Genomic DNA, 18,741 nt, shown 5'->3' with positions numbered 1-18,741 from the left:
CTTACACCTGACGAAATGTCCTGTGTTTTCAAGGGTTTACAGACATTTTGTCCGCTCCTGTTGTCTGGTAAGGTTGTTGAAATAGAGCAAACAAAACAAACACTATGAACTTTAACAATTTTACCATAAAATCACAGGAAGCCATCCAAAGGGCCCAGCAATTGGCCCAAGAGCATGGCCATCAACAAATAGAAAATGAGCACCTCTTCAAGGCCATTGCAGAGGTAGATGAGAATGTTTTGCCCTTCATTTTAAAAAAGTTGAATGTCAATGCATCCCTCGTCTATCAAATCTTGGACAAGGAGCTTCAGAGTTTTCCAAAAGTATCGGGAAGTGAAATCATGTTGTCCCGAGAAGCTGGAAAAACCTTGAACGAAGCAAGCATCGTTGCCAAAAAAATGGGCGATGAATTTGTCTCCGTGGAGCATCTACTGCTTGCCGTTTTTAAATCGAAAAGCAAAATAGGCCAAATCCTAAAAGACCAAGGGGTTACCGAAAAGGATCTCACTGCGGCCATTGAAGAGTTGCGCAAAGGAGGAAAAGTAACTTCGCAAAGTGCAGAGGACACCTATAATTCATTGGACAAGTACGCCAAAAACCTCAACCAATTGGCCGACAATGGTAAATTGGACCCTGTCATTGGAAGGGATGAGGAAATCCGTAGAGTACTGCAAATTTTATCCAGACGCACCAAGAACAACCCTATGCTGGTTGGTGAACCCGGTGTGGGAAAGACGGCCATTGCCGAGGGGCTGGCCCATAGAATTGTGCAAGGTGATGTCCCTGAAAACCTAAAGGATAAAGTGCTTTATTCCCTAGACATGGGCGCGCTTATTGCCGGTGCCAAATATAAAGGCGAGTTTGAGGAGCGATTAAAGGCCGTGATAAAGGAAGTAACCTCATCTGACGGCAATATTGTCCTTTTTATTGATGAAATCCACACCCTGGTGGGGGCAGGTGGCGGACAAGGCGCCATGGATGCGGCAAACATCCTAAAACCTGCCTTGGCTAGAGGAGAATTAAGAGCCATTGGGGCTACCACCTTGGATGAATACCAAAAATATTTTGAGAAGGACAAGGCCTTGGAGCGACGGTTCCAAAAAGTTATGGTTGATGAACCAGACACGGAAAGCGCCATCTCCATTTTAAGGGGTATCAAGGAAAAATACGAGACCCATCACAAGGTACGCATCAAAGATGAAGCGGTCATTGCCGCCGTAGAGCTTTCCCAACGCTACATCACTAATAGATTTTTACCGGATAAGGCCATTGACCTCATGGACGAGGCTGCATCCAAATTGCGTATGGAAATCAATTCCAAACCAGAGGAATTGGATGTACTGGACCGAAAAATCATGCAATTGGAAATTGAAATTGAGGCCATTAAGCGTGAAAACGATAAGGCAAAATTGCAAACCCTGAATTTGGACTTGGCCAACCTGAAAGAGGAAAGAAATGAAATCTTTGCCCAATGGGAGAGCGAAAAGACCGTTGTGGACAACATTCAAAAGACCAAGCAGGGCATCGAAGATTTTAAATTGGAAGCTGAACGGGCAGAACGCAATGGGGATTATGGCAAAGTAGCAGAGCTTCGGTATGGAAAAATCAAGGAGGCTCAAGAAAAACTGGACGCCCTCCAAGATGAACTGGCCAATCAGCAAAGTGCCGGCACCTTGATCAAAGAAGAGGTGACCAATGAGGATATTGCCGAAGTGGTGGCCAAATGGACCGGCATTCCTGTAACCAAAATGATGCAGAGTGAACGGGAAAAACTCTTGAAATTGGAAGACGTACTCCATCAGCGTGTTGTAGGTCAAGAAGAAGCCATTGTGGCCGTTTCAGACGCCATAAGAAGAAGTAGGGCTGGCTTGCAAGATGCCAAAAAACCTATTGGTTCGTTCCTGTTTTTGGGAAACACCGGAGTAGGAAAGACAGAGTTGGCCAAAACCTTGGCCGCCTATTTGTTCGATGACGAGAACGCCATTACACGAATAGACATGAGTGAATACCAGGAGCGACACTCCGTAAGTCGCTTGGTAGGAGCACCTCCTGGGTATGTAGGTTATGATGAGGGCGGGCAGTTAACAGAAGCGGTGAGAAGAAAACCCTATTCCGTTGTTCTGTTGGATGAGATTGAAAAAGCACATCCTGACACCTTCAACATTCTATTGCAGGTTTTGGATGAAGGTAGGTTGACCGACAACAAAGGACGTGTGGCTGACTTTAAGAATTCCATCATTATTATGACCAGTAATATGGGAAGTCAAATCATTCAGGAGAAGTTTGAGGACGCAATGGATGTGGAAAGTACAGCAGAAGCTGCCAGGGTCGAAGTCATGGGTTTGTTACGCAAGACCATCCGTCCGGAGTTTTTAAACCGAATAGACGACATTATTATGTTCACGCCTTTGAACAAAGCCAACATTAAGGAAATTGTAAGGCTGCAGTTGGAACATCTGAAAAAGATGCTTTCAAAACAGCACATTACCTTAGATGCCACGGAAGAGGCCATCAGTTATCTGGCCGAGAAAGGTTACGACCCACAATTTGGGGCCAGACCCGTTAAAAGGTTGATTCAAAAAGAAGTATTGAACAACCTATCCAAAGAGTTGTTGGCTGGTAAAATAAAGTCGGATAGTATCGTATTACTGGACTCTTTTGACGATCATTTGGTCTTCAGGAACCAAAATGAATTGGTTGAATAGACCTACTGATATAGAAAACGAAGCCCTTACACTGTTAAAAGTAGGGGCTTTTGCTTTTAAAATACCATACAGTATTTGATTTTTTATATATTAGTTACACCCAACCAAACTGAACCGCCATGACCAAAAAAGCAGAACGCACCACTGCGTACATTATTGAGACCGTAGCCCCCATATTCAATAAGTTTGGGTACGTGGGCACTAGCATGAGTGACCTTACCGAAGCCACAGGTCTTACCAAGGGTGCCATTTATGGTAACTTTGAGAATAAGGAGGCGCTTGCCTTATCCGCTTTTGAATACAACCGGAACCATTTATTGGGTGTCATAGATGAGAAACTTGCGGTTGATGGTACTGCTTTGGAAAAACTTTTTTCTTTAATGGCATTCTATCGGCAATACGATGTCTTTTCCCTTCCCTTGGGCGGATGTCCGATTCTCAATGTAGGTGTAGATGCGCAAAACAACAATACTCTGTTGGTTGCCGCAGTAAAAGAAACTATAAAGGATATTGAAGGAAAGATTGCGTTGGTCTTGGAAAATGGCGCCAATAAAGGTGAAATACGCTTACCAGTGCCCCCACTCCAATTTGCCAAACAACTTTTCACCATGGTTCAAGGGGCCATTGCCATGAGCACCATGACCCGAGACCGAAAATACCTTATCAACACCATGACCTATTTGGAACATCTGGTGCAGGGAGAAATCAAAAAATAGCCATTTTTGTGCTTAATTACCTCTCACTCTGAATATCCATGTTTTATCCGGGTACTTTCCAGAAAACTTGCTGTCTCTAGCCTTTCGGGCTTCTTGCATAGTGTTGTACCGCTCCAAGTACACATAATTATATTGGTTGACGCTACGGAAAAAGGATTTTGGCTCCAATCCTTTTTGCTGAAGGGTTTTCATGAAGTTTTCAAAATATTTTTTGGTTCCAAAGACATTGGCTATCAAATAAAACCCAGGCTCCAAGCCATCTGCTTGTGACACCTCCTCATATTTTTCGTTGGGTTCTACCTCAACTTTTTGTGCCAGCACCTTAGCAAGGCTATCTTGTTGCTGTTCCCTCTTATGTTGAAGTTCTGCCAACTCCACAGTTTGTATGGAGTCTTTTCTGCGTTGTTCTTCTTGAAGGCGTTTTTGGGCCAACTCTTCTTTCTGTTTTTCCAACAACTGTTGCTCTACGAGTTTTTGTTCCTTTTGCTTCCGCTCTTGTTCCAATCGTTGCTCCGTCCTTTGCTTTTGTTCTTGTTCTAAACGCTGCTGTTCTTCTAGGGCCTCTTTCTTTTTTTGTAATTCCTCCTCTTTTCTTTTAGCAACGGCTATCTCCTCTTCGCTTTCCATATCAGGTATAGGCTCCTCTTCCTCGATTGGTTTTTTATCAAACTTATAGGATAGTAAAATCTCCAAGGTAGAATCTTCATTAGTTAAAGAGGTGTCAGCACCAAACTCCATTAATCCGCCAATGGAAAAGACTCCTCCCAGGGTCACACCCAATCCGGCAGAGGCACCATAAAAACTGTTGTACCCTCCCTGTAACCAAACTTTGGGGGTTGATAGCAGCCCGTTGACCCCAATTTGTGTGTCGCCGTTAGGAACTGACTTCACATACAGCATAGGCCGCACAAAACTATGGCCCCAGTTGGAAAAAATTGACACTGGAACATCGTAATTGATACTTCCTGTAATGGTCTTAAAATTGGAAGTTTCTTCAAAATCACCTTCACCCCCGCCAAATCCAAAAGCATTCTCAAAGGCCAGCCCCAATCCAAACTGATTTGCCTGAAGCCGTATTCCCGGTGAAAATTGCACAATGAAGCCTTCAGCAGTCTCAAGCTGTATTGTATCCATTTGGGAATCGGGAATAAAGCGGTCGTCCGCCAAGCTGCGCTGCGAAGCAAATACATTGGTTCCGGCATAAACATCAACCCCCTCATCCACTGAAAACTTATGCACATAATTAAAATGTCCTCCCGTTTGCAGGAAAGTGCCTGTATTATGCTGCAAAAAACCTACAGCCACGGTTGATACGTTATTGATATTGTGGGTATAATTCAAAAAAGTGGTGGTAGGATCCCCATCCAAGGTCTGCCATTGCCAACGCATCCAAACGGAGAGCGAATTTGGCCTGTTCCAATTGGCAGCATAAGTGGCGTTTAAGAAACTGGCATTGAACTGCGTCAGAGTATGCTGCCTAAAATCAGATGGTAATTGGGGTTCTTGGGCCCAACCCAAAGCAGAAATCCATATCACCAAAAGGAAAAGCAAGGTCTTTCGCATACGAGAAAATAAAAATTAAACGTTACTTTTAAAACCAGAACCATAAATAACGAGGGAACTCTTATATCACTACTATGCGGATTATCAAAGCTCTAATTGCCCTTGCAATTATTTTAGTTGGAAGTGTCAGCTGCAAAGAAGATACGAAAATTGTGGAAGACCCTGTCATATCCACTTTTTATTTTATCAGACATGCTGAAAAAGACCGGACCGATCCAGACAATCCTGATCCAGAGCTAAATCAAGATGGCTTGGACCGGGCCATAAAATGGGCAGAGGTATTTGATCCCATAGCCATAGATGTCATTTATTCCACCAACTATGAGCGTACTTCCATGACGGCTGCGCCTACTTCGGTTAAAAAAAATGTAGACGTAAAGTATTATGACCCCAACAATATTGATATTGAACAATTTAAATCTGAAAATGAGGGTTTAAATGTTTTGGTGGTTGGGCACAGTAACACAACCCCTGCTTTTGTAAACAAGATGATCGAGGTTGAAAAATATGAACCCATGGACGATACGGACAACAGCAGCCTTTTTATTGTTCGCATCATTGACGGTGTTCCCACCGATTTTAGGTTGAAAATGGATTAATGCTTTTCTACTGCAATATCCGTAAGTTCGATTTTTGAAAGCAGCTCCAGTTCCCCATTGTTGAACCGTTTGCCTATTTCCAAAATGCCCGAATCCTCTTTTTTGGGTTTATAGTTCTCATAATCCACAAACCGGATACCATTTACGTACCGCTCATTGTAAGCCCTTCGGAACCGTTGACCTCCACCATTCACATGAAAGTCATATGCCAAATAATCAGGTTTAAAACTTTCTTTATCAAACCAATACACATAAGTATCATCAAAATCATCCCCTCCTCCTTCTTGATCAAAAGTGACTTTTACTTTGTAATACTCTTTTCCCTTTATGGTTTCTTCGCCTAAAAGCTCTTTGTTAACGGCTTTATCATTTAAACCATAGGGCAATCGGGCAAAGTAATGGACCGAATTTATGGAGTTTGCGTATTTGATGGCCATGGAATCCGGTACCTCAACAAGGGAATCGTTAAAGAAGCGTTGAAAACTGTTTCCCTTTTTAATATCCTTTACGGTAACGGAATCCAAGTTAAAGATCCGTACAAAGACCTTTTTCCCATCTTCCTTACTTGCGCTGTACTTCTTATCCCTGAAAACAAATGAGGTATCGTGGTTCTTGTATAACTCACCTCCACTGTCGGCTATTGATTTGTCCACAATTTCTTGTACGGATAGTGTTTCTTTTGCTGTCTCCTTGCAAGCAAGAAAAGATAAAAGGATTAGAAAAGTAAAGTATCTATTCATCGTTAGGGTTTCAAGTATATTCGTAAAATAAGCCACAACATTACAATTTTCTTCCCGAAGAGTTTATATTTTTGCCCTCCATGATGAAAAACATCAACATAAAGAACAAACGGGCCCGATTCGATTATGAGATTTTGGACACCTATACTGCCGGCATTGTCTTGGGAGGTACCGAAATTAAATCCATCCGATTGGGAAAGGCCAACCTATCCCAAAGTTTTTGTGAGTTCAATGACAAGGGCGAGCTTTTCGTCATTAACATGCAGGTTGATGAATATAGCCACGGAGGACATTACAACCACAGGCCCAAAGCAGAGCGAAAACTTCTTCTGAACAGAGGGGAACTCAGAAAACTTAGAAAAGAAGTGGCCACTTCCGGGCTTACGATCATTCCTCTTAACCTTTTTATCAATGACAGGGGATTGGCCAAAATGAATGTTGGATTGGCCAAGGGTAAAAAACAGTACGATAAACGGGAAACCATCAAAGATCGAGACAACAAGCGCAATCTTTCTCGAATCAAAAAAGATTTCAACAACTAGTTTTTGTCTTCAAGTAAAGGAACAAACCGAAAAGCGCCCAATTCTTTTTTCTCGAACCTTTTTTCCGACTTCCTAACAAATAAAGTCATAACCTGCTCATCCACACCTACAGGAATCACCAACCTTCCTCCCACCTTCAATTGAGACATCAAAGCTTTGGGAACTTCGGGGGCGCCGGCTGTAACTATGATACTATCAAAAGGGGCGTCATCGGGCAGCCCTTTATAGCCATCACCAAACACCATCTTTTTGGGCCTGTAATGCATCTTATTGAAGAACAAACGCGTTTTCTTGAAAAGCTCCTGCTGCCGTTCTATGGTATATACACGAGCTTTTAAGTGCAACAGAACAGCAGTTTGGTAACCGCTTCCTGTGCCTATTTCCAAAATGGAGTCATTAGGCTTCACCTGGAGCAATTGGGTTTGAAATGCCACCGTATAGGGCTGGGAAATGGTTTGATCCGCTCCAATGGGAAAAGCCTTGTCTTGATAGGCATGGTCCTCAAAACTACTGTCCAAAAACAAATGCCTTGGAATTGTTTTAATGGCCTCGATCACCCTTTTATCCGTTATTCCCTTAGTTGACAGCAATTCCGCCAACTTATTGCGCATGCCCTTGTGCTTAAGCGTGTCCTTCATCTCATTGGTCTGGTCCACGAATTTAAAAAGTTCTCCAAAAACTTTCCCTCGGTTCAGCCGTTATTTTTGTGGAAGAGTGCCCCCATATCCTTATTTTTGACAAAAACACATACTATGCTAAAAGTTGGTGTCCTAGGCGCAGGACATTTAGGAAAAATACATCTTAGGCTCTTGAACCAATCGGAAAAGTATGAGCTAGTTGGTTTTTACGACCCCGATGAAATCAATGCAAAAAAAGTAGCGGCCGAGTTTGGTTATACTTATTTTGAAAACATCAACACCCTCATGGATGCTGTGGACGTGGTAGATATTGTTACCCCTACCCTCTCCCATTATGATTGCGCCAAAAAGGCCATTGAAAAAGGAAAGCACATCTTTATTGAAAAACCCATAACCAATACCTCTGAGGAAGCACAGGAGTTGTTGGAGCTTTCCAAAAAACATCGTGTAAAAGGTCAGGTAGGGCATGTAGAACGTTTTAATCCCGCCTTTTTATCTGTAAAGGATAAGATAGAAACCCCCATGTTCATAGAAACCCATCGTTTGGCCGAGTTCAATCCCAGAGGCACCGATGTCCCTGTGGTCCTTGACCTTATGATCCATGATATTGACGTAATCTTGAGCGTGGTCAACTCCGATGTGAAACAAATCAATGCCAGTGGTGTATCTGTCATTAGCAGTTCTCCTGACATTGCCAACGCCCGTATAGAATTTGAAAATGGTTGTGTGGCCAATTTAACGGCCAGTCGGATTTCCCTGAAAAACATGCGCAAATCCCGTTTTTTCCAAAAGGACGCCTATATTTCTGTAGATTTTCTGGAGAAAAAAGTGGAAGTAGTGAAAATGAAGGATGCCCCGGAAAATCCAGGGGATTTTGATATGATCCTACAAAACGCGGAAGGAGAGAAAAAACAAATCTATTTTGAAAATCCCGAAATTGAAGTAAACAATGCCATTTTGGATGAACTGGAGACCTTTGCCGATGCCATACAAAATGACACCACACCTGTAGTAACCTTGGAGCAAGGTGCAAAAGCACTTCAAGTGGCCCTACAGATTATAGAATCGTTTGAAAAATAAGGTATGTCGTTCCCGACTACGCTCGAACTGGCATACATTCAATCCAAATACCATGAAAAACATAGCAGTCATCGGTGCAGGAACTATGGGCAACGGAATAGCCCATGTTTTCGCCCAAAATGGATTCCAAGTCAATCTTATCGACATTTCGCAAGCCTCCCTGGACAAAGGGATTGCCACAATCACCAAAAACTTGGACCGAATGTTGGCCAAAGAGGTTATCGACCAAAAGAATAAAGAGACCACCCTGGCCAATATCTCCACCTATACAGATTTGAACAAAGGGGTTTCCCAAGTGGACTTGGTAGTAGAGGCCGCCACGGAAAACCTGGACATCAAACTCAAGATTTTTAAGGATTTGGATGAGGCCTGCGAAGCAAGCACTATTTTGGCTACCAATACCTCTTCCATTTCCATCACACAGATTGGTGCAGCCACACAACGTCCGGACAAAGTCATTGGTATGCACTTTATGAATCCTGTCCCCATTATGAAATTGGTGGAAATCATCCGTGGATACAATACTTCTGATGCGGTGACCCAAACCATAATGGAACTTTCCCAAAAGTTGGGAAAAACCCCAACTGAGGTAAACGATTACCCCGGTTTTGTGGCCAATCGGATTCTTATGCCCATGATCAACGAGGCCATTGAAACACTTTACAATGGTGTAGCTGGTGTTCAGGAAATAGACACTGTGATGAAGTTGGGCATGGCCCATCCCATGGGACCATTGCAATTGGCCGATTTTATTGGGCTGGACGTCTGTCTTTCCATATTGAATGTGATGTACGACGGGTTTAAAAACCCAAAATATGCTCCCTGTCCCCTATTGGTGAATATGGTCATGGCAGGAAAACTGGGCGTAAAATCAGGGGAAGGTTTTTATGATTATTCCGAGTCCCGAAAAGCGGAACATGTTTCGGCTCAATTCAAATAATGAAAAATGGCCCTAGTAAAACCCTTTAAGGCCATAAGACCAACCAAGGATAAGGTCTCTTTTGTGGCTTCACGCTCCTACGAGGAATATCCCAAAGACGAGTTGAAGTCTGTACTAAAATACAACCCTTTCTCCTTTCTGCACATCATCAATCCAGGGTTTAAGTTTGATAAGAGCATTACTGGGAAAGAACGGTTTCGATTGGTGCACAATCGGTATTTGGAGTTTTTGGAGGAACATATTTTCCAAAAAGATGATCAAGCTTGTTTTTATCTCTACCAAATAGGAAAAGGGGATTTTAAAAGCCTTGGGTTCTTCTGCGCCTGCAGCGTTGCCGATTATAGAAAGGATGTCATCAAAAAGCATGAAGACACCATTCAACATCGAGAGCGGTTGTTCGCAGACTATCTGCACACCGTTGGTTTTAATGCTGAGCCTGTGCTGATGACCTACACGGATAATGATTTCATTCACGCCATATTTCAACAAGAAGTCCAAAAACAACCCGAATACGCTTTTTCCACTACGGACCGGGTTAGCCATAAGCTTTGGAAAATTTCAGATAAGAAAACCATCAAAAGTTTAGAGGCTGCCTTTGCCCAAATGGATGCCCTTTATATTGCTGATGGTCACCACCGTAGCGCTTCATCCAACCTGTTGGCAAAAAAAATGGAAGGCCAAAACAAAGTGCATACAGGTCAGGAAGCCTACAATTTCTTTATGGCTTATCTCATTCCTGAATCCCAAATCAAGATTTATGAGTTCAATCGTATGGTCAAAGATTTGAATGATCATACCAAAAAGGAATTCTTGATCAAACTGGATGAGCATTTTCGAATTGAAAAACGGGAAGATGGCCTCTACAAACCTACCAAGAAGCATCATTTTAGCATGTATTTGGAAGGTGAGTTCTATTCGCTCTACCTTAGAAGGACCAATTATACTTTTACCGATGCACTGAGTAAATTGGACACCCAAATCTTGTTCAAGACCATTCTTGAGCCTATTTTGGGAATAACGGACCTTAGAAACGACAAACGGATTTCCTACGGCTACGGCAAGCACAACCTTATTAAAATGAAGGACTGTGTGGATGAAGGTAAATTTGCCGTGGGATTCAGCTTGGTGCCCATTACTATTGAAGAAATAAAGTCTATTGCCGACGCAGGTTTGGTAATGCCGCCCAAGAGCACCTATATTGAACCCAAACTAAGGAGCGGATTGGCTATTTACGAATTATAATACGTCTTTATGTCGATTAAAGAACAGCTTAAAAACATAAAAACAGAATTACCCGATGGAGTAACCTTGGTAGCGGTTTCCAAAACCAAGCCCAATGAAGCCATCTTGGAGGCCTATGAAGCCGGACAGCGGGTGTTTGGTGAAAACAAAGTACAGGAAATGACCCAAAAATGGGAGGTGCTCCCCAAGGACATTGAATGGCATATGATCGGGCATTTACAGCGCAATAAGGTCAAGTACATGGCCGAATTCGTATCCTTGATCCACGGAGTGGACAGTCTTCGCTTATTAAAGGAAATAGACAAACAAGCCCAGAAGCATGATCGGGTGATTCCTTGTCTTTTGCAAATGCACATTGCAGAGGAAGACACTAAATTTGGGTTGGATGAAGCGGAATTAAAGGAACTTATTCAGTCCGAAGAATTCAAAGTCATGGAAAACGTAAAGATTATGGGATTGATGGGTATGGCTACCTTTACTTCAAACCAAAACCAGGTTCGAAAAGAATTTTCAAACCTTAAATCCATTTTCGAAAAGCTTAAGCAGGAACTTCCCAATATTTCAGTGCTATCCATGGGTATGAGCGGAGATTACTCCGTGGCTATTGAAGAAGGCAGCACCATGGTACGCATTGGAAGTAGTATCTTTGGAGTTAGAAACTATTCCTAAAAACACCAATACAGTTTCATGTACGCCATACTCGACATTGAAAGCACAGGAGGAAAATACAATGAAGAAGGCATCATGGAAATTGCCATTCATCGGTTCGATGGGCATAAAGTGGTGGACAAGTTTATCTGCTTGATCAATCCAGAGCGGGAAATTCAGCCTTTTGTATCAAAACTAACCGGAATCAACGATAAAATGCTCCGTTCCGCCCCAAAATTTCATGAGGTGGCCAAACGAATTGTTGAGATTACGGATGGCGCCACTTTGGTGGCTCATAATGCCCAGTTTGATTATCGTATTCTTAGGACAGAATTTAGACGATTAGGGTACGACTATCAGCGAAAAACGCTATGTACAGTTGATCTCTCCCAAAAATTAATCCCTGAAGCCGAATCTCATAGCTTGGGCAAACTTGCCCGCTCCTTGGGTATTCCCATGAGCGACAGGCATCGGGCCAATGGAGATGCCATAGCTACCCTGAAACTCTTTAAATTACTACTGAACAAGGATTCTGGCAAAGGCATCATCCAAGAGGTTATCCGGGAAGCGGCACACGGGGAACTATCCCACAACCAATTGGACATGGTCACTTCCCTACCCTCCGAAACAGGGGTGTACTACATGCACGACAAAGAGGGGGAAATCATTTTTCTTGGGAAGACCACAAACATCAAAAAAAGAGTCAACCAACATTTTACCAACGTGGGCAGTCTCGCAAGAAGATTGCAAAAAGAGACCAAAAGAGTCACGTATGAACCTACGGGAAGTGAACTCATTGCACTCCTTAAAGAATATCAAGAATTGCAAAAAACCAACCCGCGACATAACAACATTACCAAAAGAAATCTTTTTTCGCATGTGGTGAGTTTTAGCAAGAATGGCTCTGATCATATTCTTGTTGGCATAGAAAACGGCAGCTCTAAGGCTAAACTAAAAATGGGGTTCAGTGGTGCTGTTTCAGCCAAGAACTTTTTGGAAAGAATACAGTCTGAGTTTAATCTTTGCTCTTCTTCTTTTGCAAAAACACCCGAAAATGGAGTTGATGTCAATCCTCAACAATGCAATGAAAGGATAATGGAGGTGTTGGACAAATACAGTATTTTGGAAAAGAATGTTGCTTTGGTAGACCGTGGACGGGAAACAGGGGAGCGTAGCTTTTTGCTCATTAAAAATGGTCATCTACAAGGTTTTGGGTATGTGGAATTGAATCATCAAATGAATAATATTCATATATTGGAATCCATAATGACTCCTATGAGCAGCGATGAGAACACTACTTTTATCATTGAATCCTTTTTAAGAAAGAAAAATAGAATCAAGACCATAGCATTAACTCCTTCAACTTGAAAGAGCAGAACGCACATTCTGGATGGAAAAATAAACTTCATGAAATTATTTATGAGGCGGACACCCCAATGGGAAAATTGTTCGACATGGTCCTATTTTTCCTGATTATCCTCAGTGTAATTCTGGTAATGTTGGAAACCGTCAAGGAAATAGACGAACGTTACCATCAAATTTTACTAGCCTTGGAGTGGTGCGTAACCATCTTCTTTTCACTAGAATATATAGCCCGTATAGTCAGTATTAAAAAGCCATGGAAATACATTTTCAGTTTTTATGGCATCATAGATTTTGTATCCACTATTCCATTGTATTTAAGCTATATTTTGGCAGGTTCGCAGGTATTGTTAGCGGTTAGGGCATTCCGATTACTGCGTATTTTCCGGATATTAAAATTGGTGAAGTTTATTGGGGAAGCTTCCCAATTACAGTCAGCTTTAAAAGCCAGCCGTACCAAAATAGCCGTTTTCATTTATGTTGTACTGATACTTTCAGTAATCTTAGGCACTCTAATGTATCTTGTTGAAGGAGATGATTCAGGTTTCACCAGCATTCCCCGAAGCATTTATTGGACCATTGTAACCCTCACCACCGTAGGTTTTGGCGATATTACCCCACAGACAAGTTTAGGACAGTTCCTAGCTACGATAATCATGATACTAGGTTACGGAATCATTGCAGTTCCCACAGGCATTGTTACCGCAGAGTTCTCTCGAAATAAAAAAGAAATAGAAGGAGCCAAGAAAATGGTACATCTAAACACACAAGCTTGCCCAAGCTGCTCCGCAGAAGGGCATCGAGATGACGCTACCCATTGTTATAATTGTGGCCATACGTTATGAACTGCAAGGTACTCATAGCGGTAGTGGGGCCCACTGCCATAGGAAAAACTGCCTTGGGTATTGGATTGGCCCAACATTTTAACACCGAAATCATATCTGCTGATTCCCGGCAATTTTTTAAGGAAATGGAAATAGGTACTGCAGTGCCTTCCAAAGAGGAATTAAAGGCCGCTGTGCACCATTTCATTCAACATAAAAGCATTTTTGATCCTTATTCCGTTGGGGATTTTGAAAAAGATGCCATTGAATTATTGAGTAAGCTGTTTCGAAAGCAAGATGTTGCCATAATGGTCGGAGGAAGCGGTTTGTATGTGGATGCCGTAGTGAACGGATTGGATGAATTTCCAGAAGTAGACCCCAAAATCAGGGAATCCTTGAATCAAAAGTTGGATGAAGAGGGACTAAATTCCCTGCAAGAGGAATTAAAGGAAAGAGACCCGTCCTACTATAAAATCGTGGATATTGAAAACCCACATCGGTTGATTAGAGCCTTGGAAGTTTCCATTATGGCAAACAAACCCTATTCCACGTTCTTGAATCAATCCAAACCCAAAAGAGAGTTCAAGGCCCTTTATGTTGGCATAGAAGCGCCAAGAGAGGTCATATACAAACGCATCAACACCCGGGTAGACCTTATGATGCAGGCTGGTTTGTTGAAGGAAGTACAAAAGTTGCATCCGTACAAGCATCTGAACGCCCTACAAACGGTTGGCTACAAAGAACTTTTTGAATATCTTGACGGACATTGTCCTCTGGACACTGCTGTTTCAGAAATCAAAAAGAACACAAGGCGTTTTGCCAAACGGCAACTGACTTGGCTGCGGAAAAATCAAAATATACTCTGGGTGGACCACAAAACAGAACCTAAAAACATCTTTAAGGCAGTTTCAGACCAACTAAATAACATATGTCATGGTCAAGAACAATAAAGTCCTTGTTGTTATGGGCGTCAGTGGTACTGGAAAAACCACAATTGGCAAATTGCTTGCCGATCAGTTAGGTTATCCTTTTTTTGATGGAGATGATTTTCATCCTGAAGCGAACATTCAAAAAATGTCATCTGGAATTCCATTGAACGATTTAGACCGGAAAGGTTGGCTTTTACGGTTGAACGCTTTGGCTCTGGAGCATAAAGACTCAGGAGTGATTATAGCCTGTTCGGCACTAAAGAAAGCCTATAGAAGCATCCTAAAATCGGGAATGGGCCAACAACTTAAGTTTATCTATCTGGATGGTTCTTTTGATTTGATACAATCGCGTTTGGCGAGCAGAAAAGACCATTTCATGCCACTTGGGTTATTAAAATCACAGTTCGAAACCCTTGAGCCCCCTTCAAAGGCAATCACCGTGTCCATTGCACAAGAATCAAATAAAATCGTAGAAGAAATCCTAAGACAGCTCAAATGATTGAAGTCAATTTACTTCTTGCGGTCATTGTTGGTATATCCGTACTGCTTTTTTTAATTCTAAAGCTTCGCATCCATGCTTTTGTATCCCTATTGATAGGCAGCATTGTAGTAGGGCTTATTGCTGGTCTGGATGCCAAACAAATCATAGCCACCATCCAAACAGGAATGGGTGGGACATTGGGGTTTGTTGCAACCGTGGTAGGGCTCGGCGCCATGTTCGGAGGAATTTTGGAAGCTTCGGGCGGCGCCAAAACCATTGCAGACTTTATGGTTTCCAAATTTGGATTAAAAAATGCCCCATCGGCCATGGCCGTTTCCGGGTTTTTAATCGCCATCCCTGTTTTTTTTGATGTGGCCTTCATCATTTTGGTTCCCATGATCTATGCCTTGCAACGAAAAACAGGAAAGTCATTATTGTTATATGCCATTCCATTGCTTGCCGGACTGGCCATCACCCATGCTTTTATTCCACCCACTCCAGGACCCATTGCAGTTGCCGACATTATAGGGGCCGATTTAGGATGGGTCATTTTAATGGGTTTTTTTGCTGGAATTCCCTCTGCCCTATTTGCTGGCCTTCTTTTCGGAAAGTACATATCAAAAAAAATATTTGTTGAAGCACCTAAACAGATAGAGGACAAGAATCCAACCCAACTCCCTCCTATTGGACAAACACTGTTTATTATTGGCCTACCCATTTTGTTGATTCTAACCAATACCATACTGTCAACGGGAGCATTTGGTATTAATGAAACAATCTTGAATTTTATCGCTTTGATTGGACACCCCTTTTCAGCGTTGATCATAGCCAATCTATTGGCATGGTATGTTTTTGGAATCCGAAAAGGATTTTCCAAATCACAACTTTTAAACATTACCACAAAATCTTTAGCCCCAGCAGGAACCATTATCTTACTGACAGGGGCCGGCGGGGTATTCAAACAGGTACTGACCGATACTGGGGCAGGAGAGCTTTTGGCAACATCGTTGGGCAATGCAGGAATCCCTGTACTTATCTTTGCTTATATAAGTGCAGCCATTGTTAGGGTCATCCAAGGATCATCCACTGTAGCCATGATTACTGCCGCAGGACTGGTTTCGCCTTTACTTATCCATACTGATTTAAATTCGTTGCAATTGGCCTGCATGGTAATTTCCATTGCGTCTGGGGCAAGCATTTTTTCCCATGTAAATGATAGTGGCTTTTGGCTGGTTGGACAATATTTGGGCATTACTGAAAAGGAGACCTTTAAATCATGGACAGTAATGACCACAATTTTGTCGATTGTAGGAATGTTATCCGTATCCTTGGTGTACCTATTTGCCTAAATATCATACAATAAAAAAGCCGCCCTTTGGGCGGCTTACTATTAAAAAATAGTATTTCTTTTATTGGTTCTCAGCTTTAATCACCAATCTGAAACCTTCACCATGAATATTCAGGATCTCCACTGTATCATCACGTTTCAGATATTTTCTGAGTTTGGCAATGTACACATCCATACTTCTTGAGGTAAAGTAATTATCGTCTCTCCAAATTTTGGTCAACGCCAATTCCCTTGGCATTAAGTCATTCTCATGCAATGCCAATAAACGTAACAGTTCATTTTCCTTGGGCGAAAGTTTAATAGGCTCCTCATCGTTGAATTTCAAGAAGCGTAATTTAGAGTTCAAGTGGAAATTTCCAATTTGGAACTCAAACTGCTTGCTGTCTGCCAAGGTACTGGATGCTTTTCGTTGAAGTATGGCTTTAAGTTTCATCAACAACACTTCAGAATCGAAGGGCTTGTTCAAATAGTCATCGGCACCGGCCTTATATCCCTTGAGCACATCTTCTTTCATAGTCTTGGCAGTAAGGAAAATGATAGGAACATTCTCATTCTTCTCACGAATCTCCTTTGCTAGGGTAAACCCATCTTTGTAAGGCATCATCACATCCAAGATACAGACATCATAGTTGTCTTTTTTGAATTTCTCAAAACCCTCCATACCATTTTTGGCCAGAACCACTTCAAAATCGTTCATGGACAAATAGTCTTTAAGAACAATCCCAAAGTTAGGGTCATCCTCTACCAATAATATCTTCTTTTTCTCTGTTTCCATAGTTTGCTTTTAAATTAGGGGGAGTTTTATGAAGAATGTGCTTCCTTTTCCTTTTTCACTTTCTGCATAAACCTCTCCTTGATGGTCGTCTGTTATTCTTTTTACATAGGCCAACCCTAATCCGTGGCCTTTTACATTATGTATATCACCGGTATGCTCCCGGTAAAATTTCTCAAAAACTTTTTTAAGGACGGCTTTGCTCATTCCGGCCCCTTGATCTTGTACTTTTATGATGATATTGTTTTTCACCACTTCTGTATACACATCAATTTTTGGCGGCTCAGGGGAATATTTTATGGCATTGTCCAGTATGTTTACAATTACATTGGTCATGTGCATGTCATTGGCCAAAATTTCAGATCTCTCGGCTTCAAGATGGGCATTTACATAGCCTCCCCTATCCTGCACGATCAATTCCACATGGGCAATGGCATCGCCGATGATGTCGTGTACATCCACCCTGTCCTTACTGATGTCCAGTTGGTTCTTCTCCAGTTTAGATATTCTCAGAACGTTTTCCACCTGCGCATGCATACGTTTGTTCTCGTCCCTTATCATACCCAAATACCGTAGTACTTTTTCCTTGTCCTCTATCGCCTTTGGGTTGCGAATGGCTTCCACGGCCAAGTTGATAGTAGCGATGGGAGTCTTGAACTCATGGGTCATATTGTTGATGAAATCCGATTTGATTTCGGATATCTGCTTTTGCCTTATCAACTGATAGATAGCGCTGGAATATGCGATCATAATCACCAAAGTGAATATGAGGGACAATAGTGCCATCCCCGTTATAGACCTGAACAAGAATTTTTTCATTTTGGGAAAGGTGAGCAGCAATGAAAAATTGGTGAACCCCTCACTATCCTTGAAAATTGGCGCCTTGTACATTTTTGAACCGGAAAACTTGAACTTCTTTGACCGTACTTTTGTGGGGTAGCCCTGACTATAGACCCCATATTCGTAATCTATATCAATATTCCTGTTCTTCAGCTCTTGGCTCAACAAGAGTTCCAATTCTTGATTGGATACTCTTTTATGAATGGGTCTTGTCTTGGCATATTCCATAAAGACATCTTCCCATGCTGCCTTATCAATCCTGGACAATCCTCCAATTTTTTCAGCTCTTTGGATGGGGGTCAGACTATAGCTCTTCCCATCCAAGCCATACTCTTCCTTAAATACAGCCTTGGTACGTTTACTGGTATAGTTTTTAAACGTAGTTGTATCGTCTTCTCCGCCTATGTTATCAAAGAACGTAGATGTTATATTGTAATCTTCTTCAAGAATTCCGTGGGAATAAAAAAGAATCTCATCGGAGTTCAAATCCCGGTCAACAAACAAAAAATTCCTGAACTGTGTGCTTTTAGGTTGACCAATACTGTCCACGAGCGAAGCCAAACGGTCTGAATAATCTTTCATCTCCATCATCTCCACTCTACCAGCCACCTTATCCAAAATATCCGTGACCGTCCTTGAAAATTGCTCTTCCTTGTCGTTTATGGATGTCCGTATCCAATATACCTGAACGAATATTATCCCGGTAAGGGACAAACTCATAAGAATGACTAGAAGGACGAATAGCTTCTTGTTCATTGCGTCAAAATTAAAT

18 protein-coding genes are annotated in these 18,741 nt (G+C 42.0%); 13 read left to right on the top strand and 5 right to left on the bottom strand.

All coding sequences use genetic code 11. The features are described 5' to 3' along the window. Positions 1-104 precede the first annotated feature (104 nt). Together clpB and ACP14V_RS07085 are read left to right on the top strand one after the other, a co-directional pair. A complete protein-coding gene (clpB, locus tag ACP14V_RS07090) occupies positions 105-2,705 on the top strand; it encodes an ATP-dependent chaperone ClpB (RefSeq protein ID WP_272609932.1) in 2,601 nt (866 codons plus the stop codon). Between the two features lie 119 nt (positions 2,706-2,824). Beyond that, positions 2,825-3,421 (top strand): TetR/AcrR family transcriptional regulator, encoded by a 597-nt coding sequence (locus ACP14V_RS07085; RefSeq protein WP_136566270.1) that lies wholly within the window; start codon positions 2,825-2,827, stop codon positions 3,419-3,421. 12 nt (positions 3,422-3,433) lie between these two features. Here the strand turns inward: ACP14V_RS07085 and ACP14V_RS07080 are convergent, their stop codons facing one another. Next, positions 3,434-4,984, bottom strand: coding sequence for a PorP/SprF family type IX secretion system membrane protein (locus tag ACP14V_RS07080; protein WP_272609931.1), 1,551 nt, complete (start codon positions 4,982-4,984; stop codon positions 3,434-3,436). Positions 4,985-5,058: 74 nt separating this feature from the next. Here ACP14V_RS07080 and ACP14V_RS07075 point away from each other — a divergent pair, with 74 nt between their 5' ends. Beyond that, entirely contained in the window at positions 5,059-5,583 is a 525-nt protein-coding gene (locus ACP14V_RS07075) for a histidine phosphatase family protein (RefSeq protein WP_272609930.1), read from the top strand. Here the strand turns inward: ACP14V_RS07075 and ACP14V_RS07070 are convergent. Then, positions 5,580-6,323 (bottom strand): DUF6503 family protein, encoded by a 744-nt coding sequence (locus tag ACP14V_RS07070; protein ID WP_272609929.1) that lies wholly within the window; start codon positions 6,321-6,323, stop codon positions 5,580-5,582. The genes ACP14V_RS07075 and ACP14V_RS07070 overlap by 4 nt on opposite strands. A gap of 80 nt (positions 6,324-6,403) precedes the next feature. Here ACP14V_RS07070 and smpB point away from each other — a divergent pair, with 80 nt between their 5' ends. Then, positions 6,404-6,865: an SsrA-binding protein SmpB gene (gene smpB, locus ACP14V_RS07065; protein WP_136566266.1), complete on the top strand. Its 462-nt coding sequence runs from the start codon at positions 6,404-6,406 to the stop codon at positions 6,863-6,865. Here the strand turns inward: smpB and ACP14V_RS07060 are convergent. Further along, on the bottom strand, positions 6,862-7,503 hold the full coding sequence (locus ACP14V_RS07060; RefSeq protein ID WP_272610298.1) for a protein-L-isoaspartate(D-aspartate) O-methyltransferase: 642 nt from the start codon (positions 7,501-7,503) through the stop codon (positions 6,862-6,864). The two genes, smpB and ACP14V_RS07060, sit on opposite strands and share 4 nt — an antisense overlap. Before the next feature lie 114 nt (positions 7,504-7,617). Here ACP14V_RS07060 and ACP14V_RS07055 point away from each other — a divergent pair, with 114 nt between their 5' ends. From ACP14V_RS07055 to ACP14V_RS07015, 9 genes are all read left to right on the top strand, one after another. Next, positions 7,618-8,583, top strand: coding sequence for a Gfo/Idh/MocA family protein (locus ACP14V_RS07055; RefSeq protein WP_272609928.1), 966 nt, complete (start codon positions 7,618-7,620; stop codon positions 8,581-8,583). 52 nt (positions 8,584-8,635) lie between these two features. Beyond that, entirely contained in the window at positions 8,636-9,523 is an 888-nt protein-coding gene (locus tag ACP14V_RS07050; protein WP_272609927.1) for a 3-hydroxyacyl-CoA dehydrogenase family protein, read from the top strand. Positions 9,524-9,529: 6 nt separating this feature from the next. Further along, a complete protein-coding gene (locus ACP14V_RS07045; RefSeq protein ID WP_272609926.1) occupies positions 9,530-10,765 on the top strand; it encodes a DUF1015 domain-containing protein in 1,236 nt (411 codons plus the stop codon). Between the two features lie 9 nt (positions 10,766-10,774). Continuing rightward, positions 10,775-11,434, top strand: a complete 660-nt coding sequence (locus ACP14V_RS07040) for a YggS family pyridoxal phosphate-dependent enzyme (RefSeq protein WP_272609925.1) — start codon at positions 10,775-10,777, stop codon at positions 11,432-11,434. 18 nt (positions 11,435-11,452) lie between these two features. Then, entirely contained in the window at positions 11,453-12,781 is a 1,329-nt protein-coding gene (locus ACP14V_RS07035; protein ID WP_272609924.1) for an exonuclease domain-containing protein, read from the top strand. Positions 12,782-12,849: 68 nt separating this feature from the next. After that, positions 12,850-13,620: an ion transporter gene (locus tag ACP14V_RS07030; RefSeq protein ID WP_409557935.1), complete on the top strand. Its 771-nt coding sequence runs from the start codon at positions 12,850-12,852 to the stop codon at positions 13,618-13,620. Next, positions 13,617-14,549 (top strand): tRNA (adenosine(37)-N6)-dimethylallyltransferase MiaA, encoded by a 933-nt coding sequence (gene miaA / locus ACP14V_RS07025; protein ID WP_272609922.1) that lies wholly within the window; start codon positions 13,617-13,619, stop codon positions 14,547-14,549. Before ACP14V_RS07030 ends, miaA begins: the two co-directional genes overlap by 4 nt. Then, positions 14,533-15,027: a gluconokinase gene (locus ACP14V_RS07020; protein ID WP_272609921.1), complete on the top strand. Its 495-nt coding sequence runs from the start codon at positions 14,533-14,535 to the stop codon at positions 15,025-15,027. The genes miaA and ACP14V_RS07020 overlap by 17 nt, the downstream gene beginning before the upstream one ends. Next, positions 15,024-16,358: a GntP family permease gene (locus ACP14V_RS07015; RefSeq protein WP_272609920.1), complete on the top strand. Its 1,335-nt coding sequence runs from the start codon at positions 15,024-15,026 to the stop codon at positions 16,356-16,358. The genes ACP14V_RS07020 and ACP14V_RS07015 overlap by 4 nt, the downstream gene beginning before the upstream one ends. Positions 16,359-16,418: 60 nt before the next feature. Here ACP14V_RS07015 and ACP14V_RS07010 read toward each other — a convergent pair whose 3' ends face one another. Then, the gene (locus ACP14V_RS07010; protein WP_136566257.1) at positions 16,419-17,132 is read right to left on the bottom strand and encodes a response regulator transcription factor; all 714 of its coding nucleotides are present in this window, start codon (positions 17,130-17,132) and stop codon (positions 16,419-16,421) included. Between the two features lie 9 nt (positions 17,133-17,141). After that, entirely contained in the window at positions 17,142-18,725 is a 1,584-nt protein-coding gene (locus ACP14V_RS07005) for a sensor histidine kinase (protein WP_136566256.1), read from the bottom strand. Between the last annotated feature and the right edge of the window lie 16 nt (positions 18,726-18,741).

The sequence above is a fragment of the Flagellimonas alvinocaridis genome (assembly GCF_965248585.1).
Taxonomy (GTDB): Bacteria; Bacteroidota; Bacteroidia; order Flavobacteriales; family Flavobacteriaceae; genus Flagellimonas; species Flagellimonas alvinocaridis.
This window is presented reverse-complemented; position numbering and strand designations above follow the sequence as displayed.

Excerpts from the sequence above, each read along its gene's own strand:
- ACP14V_RS07015 (WP_272609920.1), top strand. The coding sequence starts at position 15,024 with ATGATTGAAGTCAATTTACTTCTTGCGGTCATTGTTGGTATATCCGTA.
- ACP14V_RS07010 (WP_136566257.1), bottom strand. The coding sequence starts at position 17,132 with ATGGAAACAGAGAAAAAGAAGATATTATTGGTAGAGGATGACCCTAAC.
- ACP14V_RS07040 (WP_272609925.1), top strand. The coding sequence starts at position 10,775 with ATGTCGATTAAAGAACAGCTTAAAAACATAAAAACAGAATTACCCGAT.
- ACP14V_RS07060 (WP_272610298.1), bottom strand. The coding sequence starts at position 7,503 with ATGAAGGACACGCTTAAGCACAAGGGCATGCGCAATAAGTTGGCGGAA.
- clpB (WP_272609932.1), top strand. The coding sequence starts at position 105 with ATGAACTTTAACAATTTTACCATAAAATCACAGGAAGCCATCCAAAGG.
- ACP14V_RS07055 (WP_272609928.1), top strand. The coding sequence starts at position 7,618 with ATGCTAAAAGTTGGTGTCCTAGGCGCAGGACATTTAGGAAAAATACAT.
- ACP14V_RS07085 (WP_136566270.1), top strand. The coding sequence starts at position 2,825 with ATGACCAAAAAAGCAGAACGCACCACTGCGTACATTATTGAGACCGTA.
- ACP14V_RS07030 (WP_409557935.1), top strand. The coding sequence starts at position 12,850 with ATGGGAAAATTGTTCGACATGGTCCTATTTTTCCTGATTATCCTCAGT.
- ACP14V_RS07045 (WP_272609926.1), top strand. The coding sequence starts at position 9,530 with ATGGCCCTAGTAAAACCCTTTAAGGCCATAAGACCAACCAAGGATAAG.
- smpB (WP_136566266.1), top strand. The coding sequence starts at position 6,404 with ATGATGAAAAACATCAACATAAAGAACAAACGGGCCCGATTCGATTAT.
- ACP14V_RS07050 (WP_272609927.1), top strand. The coding sequence starts at position 8,636 with ATGAAAAACATAGCAGTCATCGGTGCAGGAACTATGGGCAACGGAATA.
- ACP14V_RS07080 (WP_272609931.1), bottom strand. The coding sequence starts at position 4,984 with ATGCGAAAGACCTTGCTTTTCCTTTTGGTGATATGGATTTCTGCTTTG.
- ACP14V_RS07075 (WP_272609930.1), top strand. The coding sequence starts at position 5,059 with ATGCGGATTATCAAAGCTCTAATTGCCCTTGCAATTATTTTAGTTGGA.
- ACP14V_RS07005 (WP_136566256.1), bottom strand. The coding sequence starts at position 18,725 with ATGAACAAGAAGCTATTCGTCCTTCTAGTCATTCTTATGAGTTTGTCC.
- miaA (WP_272609922.1), top strand. The coding sequence starts at position 13,617 with ATGAACTGCAAGGTACTCATAGCGGTAGTGGGGCCCACTGCCATAGGA.
- ACP14V_RS07035 (WP_272609924.1), top strand. The coding sequence starts at position 11,453 with ATGTACGCCATACTCGACATTGAAAGCACAGGAGGAAAATACAATGAA.
- ACP14V_RS07020 (WP_272609921.1), top strand. The coding sequence starts at position 14,533 with ATGGTCAAGAACAATAAAGTCCTTGTTGTTATGGGCGTCAGTGGTACT.
- ACP14V_RS07070 (WP_272609929.1), bottom strand. The coding sequence starts at position 6,323 with ATGAATAGATACTTTACTTTTCTAATCCTTTTATCTTTTCTTGCTTGC.